The sequence below is a fragment of the Vicinamibacterales bacterium genome (assembly GCA_041659285.1).
GTDB lineage: Bacteria > Acidobacteriota > Vicinamibacteria > Vicinamibacterales > UBA2999 > 12-FULL-67-14b.
Window position 1 is genome coordinate 234,984 of the sequence record JBAZYO010000002.1, and the last position, 16,850, is coordinate 251,833.

A 16,850-nucleotide genomic window follows, 5' to 3' on the forward strand; every position below is an offset into this window, starting at 1 on the left:
GGGTTCAGGGGCGCAATTCTTGCACAGGGACACCGATCAGATGACACGAAACCTCACGACGGCTGCATTACTGGCCGTATTGGCCCTTGGAGCCGCCTGCAGCCAGGCGGACACACCCACCACTCCGTCACCAACTGACCAGAACCAGGCAATTTATTACACGGCGATCGGCGCCAGCGACGGCATCGGCTTCGGCGGTTCGTCCCCGTGCCTTCCCTTCTCCGACTGTCCGACGGGAACCGGCTACGTTCAAACGCTTCGACGCCGGCTGGCCGAGGGCGGGCGAACCGTCCAGCACCAGAACCTCAGCATTCCCGGAGCGGTCCTGAGCAAGGCGGTCTTCGACCTGGCCGCGTCCGTGGGCCGCCCGATCGATTCGCTCGCGGGGAACTTCATCGAGCGCGAGGCGCCTTTCGTGCCGACCGCGACGACCCACGTCACGATTTTCGCGGGCGGCAACGACGCCAACACGATTGCGTTCGCGGCGCGGTCGAAGGGCGGGTCCGACGTGAACGGGTTTGCCGATGCCCAGGTCCGTCAGTGGGGCACGGATCTGGAAGATCTGGTGGCGCGCATCCGCGCCCGCGCCCCCAACGCGCGCATCGTCGCCCTGAACCTGCCGAACCTGGCCGGGTCGCCCTACCTGTCCGGCAACCCGACGGCCGAGAAGAGCCTCATGCAGCGCGTGGCGGTGGGCCTGTCGGACCGCGTGAACGCCCTCACCGCCCGCAACGTCCTGGTGGTGGACCTGATGTGTGAGCCGCGGCTGTATCTGGCGTCGAACTACGCCGCCGATGGCTTCCACCCGAACGACGGCGGCTACGCGGTCTTCACCGAGCTGACGCTCCCCGCACTGCGCGACGGCACGAACCGGGCGCCCTCGACGACCTGCGCCCAGCGATCGCTCTTCCCCTGAGTCGCCTTCATAGAAGATCAAGAGTTCAGGAGAAAGAGTCTTCCAAAACGTTTCTTCTGATCTTCTGGACTCCTGTTTTGCTCATTTGGTCGATCGCCATAGTCCATGGCGACCAATTTGTGCCATTTTCGATGTTTCCAGACGTCACTTTGCATTTTTCTTGTGTTGCGAAGCCCTCTGGCTGGTCAAATATTGCAAACTGAGGTGCAAATCGGACATAATTTGTCATCTTGACCGCGCGTCCTGCGGTCTTTCATACCTAAGGAGCAAATACACATGGGTTCCGCAGCACTGGGCGAGGCTATCAAGGGCATCCGCACCTGGGCGATGCACGAGGGGCGAGTCGCGCACACCCCGGCGAACGTAAAAGACACCTTCGGCGCACGCGTCTTCAGTGACAAGGTCCAGCAGGCCCGGCTGCCCAAGCCCGCCTACAAGGCGCTGCGCGACACCATCATGCGGGGCGAGGCGCTTGACGCGTCCACCGCCGACGCCGTGGCCTCGGCCCTCAAGGACTGGGCAGTCGAGCACGGCGCGTCGCACTTCACGCACTGGTTCCAGCCGCTGACCGGCATCACCGCGGAAAAGCACGACTCGTTCTACGGCCCCACGGCCGACGGCCGCGCGCTGGCGGAATTCAGCGGCAAGGAACTGGTCCGCGGCGAGCCCGATGCGTCGAGCTTCCCGTCGGGCGGCATCCGCAGCACCTTCGAGGCCCGCGGCTACACGGCGTGGGATCCGACCAGCCCGCCCTGGCTGCTCGTGCACCACAACAGCGCGACCCTCGTCATCCCGACGGCGTTCGTGAGCTGGACCGGCGCCGCGCTCGACAAGAAGACGCCGCTGCTCCGCTCGATGGAGGCGCTCTCGGCGCAGGCCGTGCGCGTGCTGAAGCTGTTCGGATCGACGGCGACCCGCGTGACCGCGACGTTCGGGCCCGAGCAGGAGTATTTCCTGATCGACAGCAACTTCTACTTCGCCCGCCCCGACCTGCTGAACGCGGGCCGCACGCTGTTCGGCGCGCGGCCGCCCAAGGGCCAGGAGCTGGAGGATCAGTACTTCGGTTCGATCCCCGAGCGGGTGCTGGCCTTCATGGCTGACGCCGAGGCCGAGCTCTACAAGTGCGGCGTGCCGATCAAGACGCGCCACAACGAGGTGGCGCCGTCTCAGTACGAAGTCGCGCCGATCTTCGAGAGCGCCAACGTCGCCACCGATCATCAGATGATGACCATGGAGACGCTGAAGCGCGTGGCCCCGAAGTACGGGCTGGCCTGCCTCCAGCACGAGAAGCCGTTTGCCGGCGTCAACGGCTCCGGCAAGCACCTGAACTGGAGCATCGGCGACGACCTCGGCAACAACCTGCTGAATCCCGGCGACACGCCGCACGACAACATGCAGTTCCTGTTCTTCTGCACGGCCGTGATTCGCGCGGTGGACGTGTGGCAGGGCCTGCTGCGCATGAGCATTGCCCACGCCGGCAACGACCATCGCCTGGGCGCCAACGAAGCGCCGCCGGCCATCCTGTCGGTGTTCCTCGGCGACATGCTCACCGAGATCTTCGATCAGGTCGAGGGCGGCGGGGCCAAGAGCACCAAGGCCGGCGGCTTCCTCGACATCGGCGTGGCGGCGCTGCCCAAGCTGCCGCGCGACGCCGGCGACCGCAACCGCACCTCGCCGTTCGCGTTCACCGGCAACAAGTTCGAGTTCCGCGCCGTCGGCTCGACCCAGAACGTCGCGCTGCCGGGCACCTGCCTCAACGTCGCCGTGGCCGAGTCGCTCGACGCGCTGGCCACCGAACTCGAGGCCAGGCTGGCCAAGGGCGAATCGCTCGAGGCCGCCGTCGCCGCGCTGCTGCGCAAGACCATCAAGGCGCACAAGCGGATCATCTTCAACGGCAACGGCTACTCGAACGAATGGCAGAAGGAAGCGGCCAAGCGCGGCCTGCTCAACCTCAAGAACACCGTCGACGCGCTGCCGGAGATCGTCAAGCCCGGCGTGGTCAGGGCCTTCGAGAAGTTCAAGGTGCTGACCGAGGCCGAACTGCACGCGCGCTACGAGATCAACCTCGAGACCTACTGCAAGACCATCAACATCGAGGCCCAGCTCATGGTGCTGATGGCCAACCGCTACATCCTGCCGGCCGCCTTCGAATACGTGAAGCAGGTCGGACAGAGCGTGGTCGCGGCCAAGGCCGGCGGCGTGCCCAGCAAGGAAGGCAAGAAGGTGCTCGCGCAGATCGTCAAGCTGCTGGACGCCTTCCGCGCCCAGACCGAGAAGCTGGCTGCCGCCCTCGAGCACGGCAGCGCCTCGTCCGAGAAGCACGCCAAGTACATGCGCGACACCATCGTCCCGGCCATGGCCCGGCTGCGCGACCTCGGCGACCAGATCGAGGTGGTGGTGCCGCATGAAGTGTGGCCGCTGCCGACCTATCGCGAGATGCTGTTCGTTAAGTAGATGATTTTGTGATTTGGTGAGTTGGCGATCTGGTGAGTTGGCATTTGGTGGTTTAATGACGCGGTGACACCGACGTCACCCAATCACCAAGTCGCCAAGTCACCAGATTCGCCGCTCGCGCTGCCCTTGGCGACGTTCTTCGTCGCCCTGTCCGTTCGGCTCGTTCACCTTTGGCAGATCCAACCCTCGCCGTTCTTCGACGTCCTGCTCGGCGACGCCAACGGCTACGACGAGTGGGCACGGCGGCTCGCGGCCGGTGACTGGCTCGGCACCGAGGTCTTCTACCAGGCGCCGCTCTACCCCTACTTCGTCGGCGCGGTCTACGCGGTCTTCGGCCGCGACCTGCTGATCCTGCGCCTGTGCCAGGCGCTCATCGGCTCCGCCTCCTGCGCCCTGCTGGGCCTGGCCGGCGCGCGCCTGTTCTCCAGGCCCGTCGGCCTGATCGCCGGGCTCGCGCTCGCGCTGTATGCCCCCGCCATCTTCTTCGACGGCCTGATCCAGAAGTCCGTGCTCGACATGTTCTTCGTGTGCCTCGGACTCTGGCTGATCGCCCGCGTGGCCACCGGCGCCTCGACGCCGGCCTCGTGGATTGGGTTGGGCCTGGCCATGGGAGGGTTGGCGCTCACGCGTGAGAATGCGGCGGTGTTCATCGCGGTGATTCTGGTCTTCGCGGTCGTGCAGAAGGGTTCAGAACGGTTCAGAACCGTTCGGAACGCGGTCTGGTTCGTGGCCGGCCTCGCTGTGGTGCTGTTGCCGGTGGCCGCGCGAAACTATGCGGTCGGTGGTGGCTTCTACCTGACGACGTCGCAATTCGGGTCGAACCTCTACATCGGCAACAACCCCGCCGCTGACGGCACCTATGCCTCGATCCGGTTCGGACGCGGCGCGCCGGAGTTCGAACGCATCGATGCGACCGAAGTCGCGGAGGAGGCCGTCGGCCGGCCGCTCACGCCGTCCGAAGTGTCCAGCTACTGGACCGGACGCGTCGTCGACTACATCACCTCACAGCCGGGCGACTGGCTGGCCCTCACCGGGCGCAAGGTGATGCTCCTGCTGAACGCCACCGAGATGCTGGACACCGAGAGCCAGGACAGCTACGCCGAATGGTCGTGGCCGCTCGCGATCGGCGCCTGGCTTGGTCACTTCGGCGTGCTCGTGCCGCTGGCCGTCACCGGGCTGATGGTCACGTGGCCGCAGCGCCGCCGGCTATGGGTCCTCCATGCCATGGCCATCGCATACGCCGGGAGCGTGGTGCTGTTCTTCGTGTTCGCGCGCTATCGATATCCGCTGGTCCCGTTCCTGCTGCTCTTCGCCGCCGCGGGCGTGATCGGTGCTCGCGATTATTGGCGAAGGGCGGCGGCGAGCCGGCGCGCCGCGATGGTGGCCGCGACCGCCGCCGCCGTCGTCGTGTCGTTCTGGCCCATGTTGTCGCCGGCCCTGATGCGCGCCATTACCGAGAACAATCTCGGCACGGCGTTGCAGCAAGCCGGCCGTCACGACGAGGCGGTGGCCCATCACCAACGCGCGATCGCGATCATGCCCGACTACGCGCCCGCGTACAACAACCTTGGTGCGTCGCTGCGGGCGGGCGGGCGGCTGGATGAGGCCATCGCCGCCTACGAGAAGGCCCTGGCCCTCAAGCCCGGCTTCGCCAGCGCCAGCTACAACCTCGCCAACGCCCTGCTCGAGAAAGGCGAGGCGGGTGCCTCGGCCGACCAGTTCCGCAAGGCGCTGCAGGCGACAGACTCGGTGGAGGCGCGCAACAACCTGGGGATTGCGCTGGCGGCAAAAGGCGACACCGCCGGAGCGATGGCCGAATTTCGCGCGGCGCTGGCCGTCGACGAGCGCTCCGTGCACGCGCACCGCAATCTCGGCAACATGCTGATCGACAACGGCGCGCGTGCGGAGGGCATGGCGCACCTGGAGCGGGCGGCCCAGCTGGCGCCCACCGAGGCCGATGCCACCTTCGACATCGGAACGGTGCTGCTCCAGGAAGAGAATTTCGGTGGCGCGGCCGAACGCTTCCGCCAGGCACTGGCGGTCAGGCCCGGGTGGGCCGAGGCCCACAACAACCTGGGCATTGCGCTCGCTTCACAGGGCCGGCTGCGCGAGGCGTTGGACGAATTCGAGCGTGCCCTCGCCGCCCGCTCCGACTACGCGGAAGCGCGCGCCAACCGCAATCAGGCGCGAGCCGCCCTCGGCCTCAAGCCGTAGCAAGACAAAAAGGGGCGGCCGCGATGGCCGCCCCTCTCCGGTATTCACAACCGGGCGGAACTGAAGTTCCGCCCTCCTGGTATTACCAGCGTGTCACGATCCCCATTCCGTACATCCGCCCCTGCATGATGCTGTTGGGGGCGAGGTAGCCGCTCCCCGCCAGCACGTTGGTCGTGATGTAGCTGAGGATCGCATCCGAGTTGTTCACGTTGAACACCTCGAACGTCGGCAGCACCGTGATGCGGCCGAACTTGAACGTGCGCGACACCTTGAAGTCGAGCTGAATGATGCGTTCCACCGAGGTGGCGCGAATCGGCTCGAGGTTGTAGGTGAGCGACGGCTGCGCGAAGCTGGCGGTCGGCATGATGACCTGGCCGGCCGGGCAGGGCGATGGGCAGTTGGCCGGGTAGCGGGTCGAGCCGCGCGTCACGGTCATGACCTTGGAGCTCACCGGGCTGGAGTTGTTCTGGAACGCCACGCTGAAGTTGATCCCGAAGCCAATCTCCCTCGTGCCCGACATCTTGAAGCTCGGGCGATACGGGATGTCGAGAGCGTACTCATCGCAGAGCGCCTTGCCGTTGAAGGCCGAGGCGGTGGTGGAGGCGTAGTTCGGGTCGTCGGGCGAGGAGCAGTTCTTGAACCGTTCCCGCTCGATGGCGATGCCGCCGAACACCTGGCCGCCGCCAGGAATCCGCCACTTGCCCTCGAAGTTGATCGACTCGTAGCTGTTCTTGCGCTCCGGATCGTAGGTATCGAGGTTGCGCGTCGGCTTGGTCGAAGTCCGCGCGTAGACCTCGAACGGCGCTCCCGTTACTGGGTTGTAGAAAGTAAACGGGACGTAGTCGGCCGCCGTGTACGACTGGTTGACGGTGCTGGTCAGGTTGCGGAAGTCGCCCCTCCAGTAGGATCCGCTGAGCGACACGCCACCGAACAGTTCGTGCTGAATCTCGACGCCCTGCTCGAGGTTCCACGTGCGCGGATACTCGCCGTACTCGTTGAGCGCCGCGATGCCGTAGTTGGCCGCCAGGCCCGTGAACGAGATCTCGCACGTCGCGCTCGGGTACCCTTCGCAGCGCAACGCACCGTCCGCCTGGCCGTTGCCGTTGACGTCGCGCCAGGGGAGTGACTGGGTCTGGTTGAGCAGCGGGTTGTAGTTCGCGGCGATGCCCGTGGTTCTGGACAGGTTGTAGCGATTGATCGAGTACTTGACCGCCGTGCGGCCGGTGCCCGTCAGGTCGTAGACGAGGGACAAGCGAGGGGCAAAATCATTCCACGCCGGCACGTCCTTGATCTCGTCGAAGGACCGTTCGGGAACGAAGCGGCCGGCCGGCGACTTGCCGGCGAGCACCTTGGCGTTGAGGGTTTCCCAGCGCAGGCCGACGTTGGCCGTGAGGCGGTTCAGCCGCCATGAATCCTGGATGAAGATGCCCAGATCCTGGTTCAGGCGCTCACCGTACGACAGCGGCGTGTTGCGAACGAGCACCGAGTCCGGCACGCTCCAGCGGACGCCGGTAGTGCCGCTCCGATACTGAAGAATCAGGTCGGCGTTGGCGTCGCGCGTGTGCTTGAAGGTACCCTGGCGGTTGTTGGCGCCCACTTTGATGGTGTGATCGCCCTTGACGTAGGTCGCCGCCGCGTTCCAGTAGAACGCAATCGGGCTCTCCGTGGTGTTGGTCGGGCCGGCCTGCGTGTAGCCGCCGAGGTCGAGTTCGTTCTTCGCCGCGTTGGCAAACCACTCGGCCGAGCCGCGCGGCTTCTCGATGCCCTCGCGGTATTCGTTGGTGTAGTACTCGGTGTTGTTGGAGTAGCCGCCTTCGAGGAACAGCGAGCTGGAGATCGGCGAGGTCCACTTGATCGCGGTCGTGTGATACGCCGGCGAGTTCCACACCGTCGCCGCCGTTTCCGGATCGTAGTTGGCCTGCATGTCGTGGCCGCGATACTTGTCGATTTCGTCGAAGTAGCCCGAGATCTTGTTGCGGGGGCTGACCTGCCAGGTCAGGCGCGCCATGCCGTTCCTGATGAACTGGTCGTCGATGCCCTGGCTGCCATCGTCCAGGTAAGTATTGGCGATGAAGTTGTTCACCGAGAAGTAGCGCGCTGAGGTGAAAAACCACAGCTTGTCTTTCTTGATTGGTCCGCCAACCGACGCCGTGTAATCGACAATGCGGTCGATGGCGTTGCCGTTGGTGAGGCCCTTGGCCAGGTGACGGTCGGTGAGGTTGCTGGACTGCCAGCTGCCCGGCCGGTTGACCGCCTTGAAGTCGCCGCTGAAGCGGTTGCCGCCTTCGCGCGGAATCATGTTCAAGCGCACACCGCCCGACGAGGTCTCGGCGCCGATGGCGCTCGTCTGGTAGCTCACCTCGGAGTTCATGGCGTCGTTGTAGTAGCTCTGGATCGCGCCGTCGCCCTGCAGACCGTTGGTCATCTGGCCGTCCACCAGCACGGTGGTGTTGGCGGTGGTCATGCCGTGGGTGGACATGTAGGTCTGCTGCATCGCGCGCGCACCGCCGGTATCGGGCAGGCTGAGGTTGACGCCGACGACGAGCTGGGCCATGCCCTGAATGCTGCGGCCGGTCGGAATGGCGTCGATGGCCTCGCGGTTGAGCACCGACGTCTTCGCCGCGGTCGTCACGTCAACCACTGGGGACGAGCCGGTGACCGTGATGGTCTCTTCGAGCGAGCCGACCGCAAGTTCGGCGTTGATCGTCGCCGTGAACTCGGCCGGCAGCTGCAAGCCATCGCGCTTGAAGGTCTTGAACCCGGTCAACGTGAACGACACGCTGTAGGTGCCAGGCCGCAGATCGGCGATGCGGTAATTGCCGTTCTCGTCGCTGACCGCTGACTTGACCTTCTCGATCAGGACGTCGCTCGACGCCTCAATGGTCACGCCCGGCATCGTCGCGCCGGTGGTGTCCTTGACCACTCCCGTAATCGCGCTCTGGGCGTATGCGGCGGTTGACAGGAGCATCGCTCCCGCAAACGCACACAACGTCCTCGCAAACATTCTTCGCGCCATTCTGTTTCCCCTCCACTGATAACAAGACTCGGACGCGGGCCAGGATGGCCCCGCGTCCGGTCGAAACAATCAAACCGACTGACATTGAATTGCGACGATCACCACTTCAATTGCACCGCCAGGCGAATCATCCGGGCCTGCAGAACGCTGGCCGGCTGCTTATATGCAGCCGTGGCGAAGTTGGTGGAGCGGTAGGCCTGCTCCATGTTGCCGTTGAGCACATTGAAAATGTCGGCCTGCCCCTGCAGGCGGGTGCCGCCGACCTGGAACCATTTCGCAAAACTCAGATCGAGCTGGTTCACGCGCGGCAGGAATTCGGTGCCTGGTGCGACCAATGGCACGGTCAACGAGGCCGAGGTCAGCGTCGGCGCCACCAGTTGGCCGGCCGGACACGGCGCCGGACAATTGGCCGGATACCGCGTCGTCCGGGTAATCAGGAAATTCGTCCCAACCGGGCTGCCCGTATCGCCGTAGCCGGGACCGCTGATCTTGTTGCCAGCCGTGGTGGTGAGGCCAATCGGCCGGCCCGCCATGCTCTGGAACGCCATGCTCACCGAAATGCCCCACACCAGCGGATAGGTGCCCGCCATCTTGAGCGTCGGCCGGTACGGGATGTCGTTGGTCGCGTCATCGCAGTACAACAGCATGTTGGGGTCGTCCGGCTCGTCGCAGATGTTGCGCAGGTTGCGCTCGCTGACCAGCCCGCCGAACAGCGACCCACCGCGAGGCAGCCGCGCCTGCACCGTCAGGTCGTAGCCGGTGTAAACGTGCGTGCGCTCCGACCCGGCGTTGGTGTCGAAGTTGTCGACGCGGCTCACCGCTGCCGGCGACACGTCGTAGATCGTGAGGGCCTTCCCGTCCATGGGATTGAAGATGTTGAACGGGATGTAATCGCTCATCGTCCGGAGCAGGTTGTCCGTCACCCGGAGCCGATGGAAGGTCCGGCGGTACCAGTTCGCGCTGACCGACACCCGGGGCAGCAGCTCGTGCTGGATGCCGGCCGTGGTCTCAATGTTGTAGACGCGCTTGAAGTCGGGATCGACGCGGTTGAGCTGCGCGCGGCCGAACGACGCCGGCATCTGCGCGAGGTTGATCTCGCAGCCGGCCGTCAAGTAGGTGCAGCCGAGCTCGCCCTGGGCGATGTCGTCCCGGTTGAGGTCGGTCCAGCTGAGCGAGGCACTCGAGAGCGCCAGGGGATTGTAGCGATTGGCGAAGAAGGTGGTGCGGGACTCGTTGTAGCGGTTCACGCCGAACTTGAGCGCCGTCTTGGCGTTCCCGAACAGGTCGTAGACCAGGCCGAAGCGCGGCGACAGGTCCTTCCACACCGGCATCGGAATCGGGTCGAAGTTGCGCTCGCCAATGAAGCGGCCCGCACCCGATGACTGCTTCGACACTTCCGACTTCAGCAGCTCCCAGCGCAGGCCGGCGTTCACCGTCAGGCGATTCACCGTCCAGGTATCTTGCGCGTAGATGCCGAGGTCCCCGAGCAGCGCGTCCTTGTAGCGCAGCGGCGTGTTGTAAATGGTCACCGAACTCGGCACGCCGCTCAGGTAGACCTGTTGCATGTCGCCGTTGGTCTCGCGGGTGTTGATGTATTCACCCCAGTTGTACTGGAAACCGATCTTGGCGCTGTGCCCGCCGGTGACATACGCCATCGAGGCCTGGGTGTTGAAGCGAACCGGATACCGGCCGCCCCAGTTCGCCAGCCCGCTCCGCAGCGTCGCCAGCGTCGCATCGCGCCGGCTCGCGCCCGCATACCAGTCGGCGGTGCCCCGGTCCTTGTTGATGCCGTCCTGATTGGTGATGACGTACTCTTCGTAGTTGAACGAATAGCCGGCGTCGAACAGCAGTTTGTTGCTGATCGCGCTCGTCCACTTCAACACCGCGTCGTTATACCGGGGCGAGGTCCAGATCTGTGACGCCGTCAGGGGATCGTCGCCGGCGTTCATGCCGTGGCCGCGGAACTTGTCGATTTCCTCGTAATACAGCGACAACTTGTTGCGCGCGCTCACCTGCCAGGTCATCCGCAACGTCACGCTGTTCAGGTTCTGGTCATCGATGCCCTGATCGCAGGCCACGCGCCCGGCCTGGCAATCCGCCTGAGTGGCCCCGGACGGAACGTAGAACGTGTCGGCGATCGGCGCATCGACTCCGCTGAGGCGACCGGCGGCGAAGAACCACGCCTTGTCACGCTTGATCGGGCCGCCGAAGCCGCCGCTGAATTCGTAGATCTTCTTGATCTTGTCAGCCGCCCGCAAGCCCCGCGTCCGAAGCGCGTCGGTCATGTTGTCGGACTGCCATTTGCCATCGTTCCAGGCACCGAAGAAGGTACCGTTGTAGCGGTTGCCGCCGTCCTTCATCACCACGTTCACGCGCACACCGCCGGGCGAGACATCGGCGCCGGCACCGGCCGTCGTGTAGCTCATTTCCTGGATCATCTGGTTGTTGATGTACTGCTGCACCGCGCCATCGCCGTCCAGGCCATTGATCATCAACCCATCGATCTGGACGATGTTGTTGGCCGAGGTGAGGCCGCGTGTCGACATGTAGGTCTGCTGCATCGCCCGCGAGCCGCCCACGTCCGGCTGGTTCAGGGCGACCCCGGTCACCAGCTGCGACATCGCGAAGATCGTACGGCCGCTCGGCACCGCGTCGAGCACCTCGCGCGACAGCACCTGCACGCGGGACGTGCTCGAGACGTCCACGATCGGCGACTCGCCCGTCACCGTGATCGTTTCTTCGAGCGCGCCGACCTTGAGCTCGGCATTGAGGGTGGCCGTGAAGTCCGACGACAGCTCGAGGCCGTCCCGTTTGTAGGTGCTGAAGCCGGGCAGCGTGAAGGTCACACTGTAGGTGCCAGGCCGCAGGTCGGTGAAGCGGTAGCTGCCGTTGCCGTCACTGGTGACGGACCTGACGCGCTCGATGAGAACCGGACTCGCGGCTTCGACCGTGACCCCCGGCATCGCCGCCCCCTGGGCGTCGCGGACCGTGCCGGTAATCGCGCTCTGGGCATATGCGGCGGTTGACAAGACTGATGCCCCGGCCATCGCCAACACTATCCGCACTAAATTCCTCTGCGTCATGCGTTCCCCTCCAGCGGCAACCTTCGAAACACCGGTCCGATGTCCGCGGACAACGCCGGCCCTACGAGCCCCCGAGTCGAGACAAGAAGTACACGCCGGTGGCGTCACCGGCGACATGCAATCGCGGTATGAACCCGAATAGCGGCGCGAATGGGAGGCTAGACCCGCAGCGCAAAAGAGTCAACGACAAACTGAGACATGGGCCGCCAAGTTGTTGGATCCATGGACGTTCTGTTTCACTCATGAGTGACCGAAGCGAAACAGATGGCACCGGGATTGGTAAGATAACCGGATGAGATTTTCCGGACTCGTGTTGTGCTTGGCCCTGGCGATCGCGGTGGCCGGCTGCGGCGGCGGCGCCGACACCCCCACCACGCCGACCGCCCCGAGCGCCAACGTGCCGTTTTCCACGGTTGACGTGAGGGTCGGCACCGGCGCCGAGGCCAATACCGGGCGTTCGGTGAACGTCAACTACGCCCTGTATCACTACAGCGCGTCGGCAGCCGACAACAAAGGCGGCGGTCTCCAAACCGGAAACTTCAGCTTCACCGTCGGCTCGGGGCAAACAATTACCGGATTCAGCCAGGCCACTATTGGTATGCGGGTCGGCGGCCTCCGGCGCGCCATCATTCCGCCCAACCTGGGTTACGGCAGCAACCCACCCGCGAACAGCGGGATCGCGGCAAACGAAACCTTGGTCTTCGAGATCGAGTTGCTGGCGGTCCAGTAGGACCGTTCAGAACGGTTCTGTTACTTCGGGAACCTTCCCAACGCGACCAGTAGTTCCAGCCGCGCCTGGCGCACGGCGTCTTCCGCCTGCGCCACCGCCGTCTCGAGATCGCGCACGGTCCGCTGCGCGTCAATCACCTCGATGTTCGTCGTCGAGCCGGCGTCGAAGGCGACGATGGTGATCTTGAGGACCTCGTTGCCGGTCTGCGCCGCCTGGCGCGCCCGTGACAGGGCGCGCTCCTGGGCCTCAACCGCGGCCCGCGCGATGCGCACTTCCGAACGGGCCTGGATCTGCAGCTGCGCCAACGATGAGGTCGAGGCCTGGAGATTCGCCTCGCGCTGGCGCCTGAGCGCGCGGCGCTCGCCGGCGTCGTAGATCGGCTGCGACAACTGGAACGTCAGCCGCCACGTCCGCGACGGCTGGAAAATGCCCGACGGCGTGAGCAATTGCGGATCGAACGACACGCCGCCCGTGGGCCACCAGTCTTTCGAGCTGTCGCGCATCACGCGGTCGCTCGCCTCCCGTTGCGCGCCGAACAGCCGGATGTCGGCGCGGCCCGCGAGCCAGTCTGACTCGGCCGGGTCGGCGGGCACTTCAAATGCCGGCTCGCCGCTCACGTCCACGGGAGCGTTGGCGGCGAGCAGCACACCCAGCGCCTCCTGCGCGCGGCGCACGTTCAACCGGACGATCTCGAGCAGCGCCTCGTTGCTCGCCAGGATCTGCGCGGAACGCAGTTCGTTCAGGCGGCTGCCGACGCCGCCCTCGCGGCGCTTCGTGTTGTAGTCCAGCTGTCCTCGCGCCGTTTCAATGGCGGTGAGACTCACCTCGATCTGCCGTTTCTGCGCGATCACCGCCAGGTATGCGGAGGCGGTCGCGATGGCAACCTGCCGCCGCGTCTCGGCGGTCGACAGGCGCGCGATCTCCACCTGGTCCATCGCCTGCGTGCGGGCCGCCCACTGCGCGGCCGCCAGTAACGGCGCCGAGGCCGACACCCCGAACACCGACTGGTTCTGTGGCGTTACCGTCTGGTCGCCGAGCGAGCGCCCGGTGTCCAGCGTGGTGTTGGTGACGGTCGCGCCCACCCGCGGCAGCGTGGACGACCGCGCCTGCTGCAGGATGGCCTCGGAGCGCAGGATGTTCGCCGACGCAATCGCGATGCTCGGGTTCTTCTCCTGCGCCCGCGCGATGGCTTCGTCGAACGTGACCGTTTCCATCGCCGGCGCCACGGTCTGCGCAAACGCCGGCGCGCCGACAACGAGCATCAGCAGCACCGCACCGGTCACGCCAAGCGCACCTGACGCACCTGACGCACCTGCTTCCGCTTCATCGTGCGAGCGCCGGCCGCGGCCGGGTGCGAGCGTCCGAATCACGACGTAGAGCACCGGAATGAAGATGACCGACAGGAACGTCGAGGCGACCATGCCGCCGACCACCGCCGTGCCCACCGAGTTGCGCGCTCCCGCCCCGGCGCCGCTGGCCAGCGCCAACGGCAACACGCCGAGGATGAACGCCAGCGACGTCATCAGGATGGGCCGCAGGCGGATGCGCGCGGATTCCACCGCCGCCTCGACAATCGACCGCCCGCGCTCGCGGAGCTGTTCGGCGAACTCGACGATCAGGATCGAGTTCTTCGCCGCCAGCCCGATCAGCAGCACCAGGCCGACCTGGCAGAACACGTCGTTGCTGAACCCGCGCAGCAGCTGCGCCGACAGCGCGCCAAACACGGCGAGCGGCACGCCCAGCAGGATGATGAACGGCAGGATGAACGACTCGTACTGGGCGGCCAGCACGAGATAGACCAGGACGACGCTCAGCGCGAAGATGTAGCCGGCCTGGGTGCCGGACTTGATCTCCTCGAGCGACTGCCCCGCCCACGCGAAGTCGTAGCCGGCGGGCAGTGACGACCGGGCCAGCTCCTCCATCGCCTGCAGCGACTGGCCCGAGCTCTGGCCGGGCATGGGGTTGCCGGTGATCTCGGCCGAGCGGAACAGGTTGAAGTGGCTGATGACCTGCGGCGCCGTGGTCTCGCGCAGCCGCACCACGCTCTCGAGCGACACCATGTCGCCATTCGACGCGCGCGCATACAACTGCTTCAAGTCGGTCGGTCCGGCCCGGAACCGCTGATCGGCTTGCGCATACACGCGATACGCGCGGTTGTTGAAGTCGAAGTCGTTGACGTACTGCGAGCCGAGGAACACCTGCAGCGCATCGGTCACTTCACGGAGCGGCAAGCCCAGGCTGCGCGCGCGGTCGCGGTCGATGTCAACGACCAGTTGCGGATCGTCGGCGCGGAAGCTGCTGAACAGGCCCTGGACGCGGCCGCTCTGGTTGCCCGCTCCCATCAGCCCGAACGTCGCGCCCGCCAGGCCATTGATGTCGCTGGCCCCGGTCTGGTCGAGCACCTCGAACTGGAAGCCGCCAAACGTGGACAGGCCCTGGATCGCCGGCGGCGGGAAGGCCACGACGATGGCGCCGGGAATGCCGAACAGCTGGCCGCGCAGCCGGTTGATCACGGCATCGAGCGACTGGTCGGCCCGCTGCCGTTCCCCGTAGTCTTTCAACCGGATGAACATCATGCCGTTGTTGGGCGCCGCGCCCGAGAAGCTGAAGCCCATCACCGCGAACGCCGCCGCCACATCCGGGTCGGCGTAGACGATCGACTCGGCCTGCTTGGCGATGTTGGTCGTGTACTCGAGCGAGGCGCCGGCCGGCGCCTGCACGATGGCCATGAAATAACCTTCGTCTTCCGCCGGCACGAATGCCGTGGGCACCATCCCGAACAGTGTCCAGGTGGCATACAGCCCGCCGGCAAACAGGAGCATCATCGCGTAGCGGAAGCGCAGCGCCTGCCGCACCGCGGCCACGTAGACACTGGTCCCGGCGTCAACCACGCGGTTGAACATCGTGAAGAAGGCGCCGTGCGCGTGGCTCTCTTTGTCGAGCAGCAGCGCCGACAGCGCCGGCGTCAGCGTGACCGCGTTGAACACCGACAGCACCACGGCGAAGGCGATGGTCAGCGAGAACTGCTGGTAGAGACGGCCGGTCACGCCCGGGAAGAAGGCCACCGGCACGAACACCGCGACCAGCACGATGCCAATCACCACCACCGCCCCGAACACCTCGCGCATCGCGTCCACCGACGCCTGGCGCGCGCTCTTCTTGAACTCGCGCATGTGCCGCTCGATGTTCTCGATCACCACGATCGCATCGTCCACCACGATGCCGGTGGCGAGCACGATGCCGAACAGCGTCAGCGTGTTGATCGAGAAGCCGAACAGCTTGATGAACGCGAAGGTGCCGACCAGTGACACCGGAATGGTGATCGCCGGAATGATGGTGCTCCGCCAGTTCTGCAGGAAGAGGAACATCACCAGGATGACGAGGCCGATGGCCTCGGCCAGCGTCTTCAGCACCTCGACGATCGATTCGCGCACGACCACCACGTTGTCGAAGGCGACCCGCCACTCGAGCCCGGGCGGGAAGTTCTTCTCGAGCCGCGCCAATTCCGCGGTGACGCCGTCGAACACCTCGATCGCGTTCGCCGAGGGCAGCAGCGTGATGCCCATGCCCTGCGCCTCGAGGCCGAGAAAGCGGAGGTTCGACGAGTAGGTTTCGGCGCCCAGCTCGACCCGGCCGACGTCCTTCACCCGCACCAGCGCGCCGCCGGGGCCGGCCTTGATGACCACGTCTTCGAACTGCGGCACTTCCGACAGCCGGCCCATGGCGCGGACGCTGAGCGTGAACATCTGCCCGGGCCCGGACGGCGCATCGCCCAGCGCGCCGGCCGCCACCTGCACGTTCTGCTCGCGCAGCGCCGCCACCACGTCGCCGCCCGTCAGCCCGCGGCCGGCCAGCTTGTTGGGATCGAGCCACAGGCGCATGGCGAACTTGCGCTCGCCGAAGACGATGACGTCGCCGACGCCGCGCACGCGCTTGATGGCGTCGCGCAGGTAGAGATCGATGTAGTTGCTGATGAACTGGCTGGAGTAGCGGTTGTCCTTCGAGAAGAAGCCGATGCCGCCCATGAAGCCGGCCGTGACCTTGGTCACGGTAATGCCGTTGGTGCGGACTTCGGCGGGCATGCGCCCGAGCGCCGAGTTGACGCGGTTCTGCACGTCCACCGCCGCCAGGTCCTGGTCGCGATCGACGTCGAAGGTCACCGTGATGGTGCTGAAGCCGCTGTTCGTGCTCGACGAGGTGATGTAGGTCATCCCCTCGACGCCGTTGATGGCCTGCTCGAGCGGCGTGGTCACCGCGCTTTCCACGCTCTGCGCATTGGCGCCGGTGTAGAAGGCGGTCACGGTCACGGCCGGCGGGGCCAGCTCGGGATAGCGGGCGATCGGCAGCGTCGGGATCGACACCGCGCCCGCGAGAATGATCAGCAGCGAGCAGACCGTCGAGAGGACGGGCCGCCGAATGAAGACGTCGGCAATCATG

Annotated in this window: 7 protein-coding genes; 4 read left to right on the plus strand and 3 right to left on the minus strand. The window is 65.8% G+C overall.

Annotated elements, in window-relative coordinates:
• Nucleotides 1-40 precede the first annotated feature (40 nt).
• The 3 genes from WC815_03700 (at nt 41) to WC815_03710 (ending at nt 5,584) form a co-directional block, all read left to right on the plus strand.
• The gene (locus WC815_03700; GenBank protein ID MFA5907863.1) at nt 41-916 is read left to right on the plus strand and encodes an SGNH/GDSL hydrolase family protein; all 876 of its coding nucleotides are present in this window, start codon (nt 41-43) and stop codon (nt 914-916) included.
• A gap of 276 nt (nt 917-1,192) precedes the next feature.
• Nucleotides 1,193-3,370: a glutamine synthetase III gene (locus WC815_03705; GenBank protein MFA5907864.1), complete on the plus strand. Its 2,178-nt coding sequence runs from the start codon at nt 1,193-1,195 to the stop codon at nt 3,368-3,370.
• A gap of 63 nt (nt 3,371-3,433) precedes the next feature.
• On the plus strand, nt 3,434-5,584 hold the full coding sequence (locus WC815_03710; GenBank protein ID MFA5907865.1) for a tetratricopeptide repeat protein: 2,151 nt from the start codon (nt 3,434-3,436) through the stop codon (nt 5,582-5,584).
• Nucleotides 5,585-5,666: 82 nt separating this feature from the next.
• On the opposite strand, the gene WC815_03715 is transcribed toward WC815_03710, so the two are convergent.
• The gene (locus WC815_03715; protein MFA5907866.1) at nt 5,667-8,552 is read right to left on the minus strand and encodes a carboxypeptidase regulatory-like domain-containing protein; all 2,886 of its coding nucleotides are present in this window, start codon (nt 8,550-8,552) and stop codon (nt 5,667-5,669) included.
• Between the two features lie 146 nt (nt 8,553-8,698).
• On the minus strand, nt 8,699-11,647 hold the full coding sequence (locus WC815_03720; GenBank protein MFA5907867.1) for a carboxypeptidase regulatory-like domain-containing protein: 2,949 nt from the start codon (nt 11,645-11,647) through the stop codon (nt 8,699-8,701).
• A gap of 328 nt (nt 11,648-11,975) precedes the next feature.
• Between WC815_03720 and WC815_03725 the strand changes: the two genes are divergently transcribed.
• Nucleotides 11,976-12,413 carry an FKBP-type peptidyl-prolyl cis-trans isomerase gene (locus tag WC815_03725; GenBank protein MFA5907868.1) on the plus strand — a complete coding sequence of 146 codons (438 nt, stop codon included), beginning with the start codon at nt 11,976-11,978 and terminating at the stop codon, nt 12,411-12,413.
• Nucleotides 12,414-12,433: 20 nt separating this feature from the next.
• On the opposite strand, the gene WC815_03730 is transcribed toward WC815_03725, so the two are convergent.
• Complete coding sequence (locus tag WC815_03730; protein ID MFA5907869.1) at nt 12,434-16,849, minus strand: multidrug efflux RND transporter permease subunit; 4,416 nt, start codon at nt 16,847-16,849, stop codon at nt 12,434-12,436.
• Between the last annotated feature and the right edge of the window lies 1 nt (nt 16,850).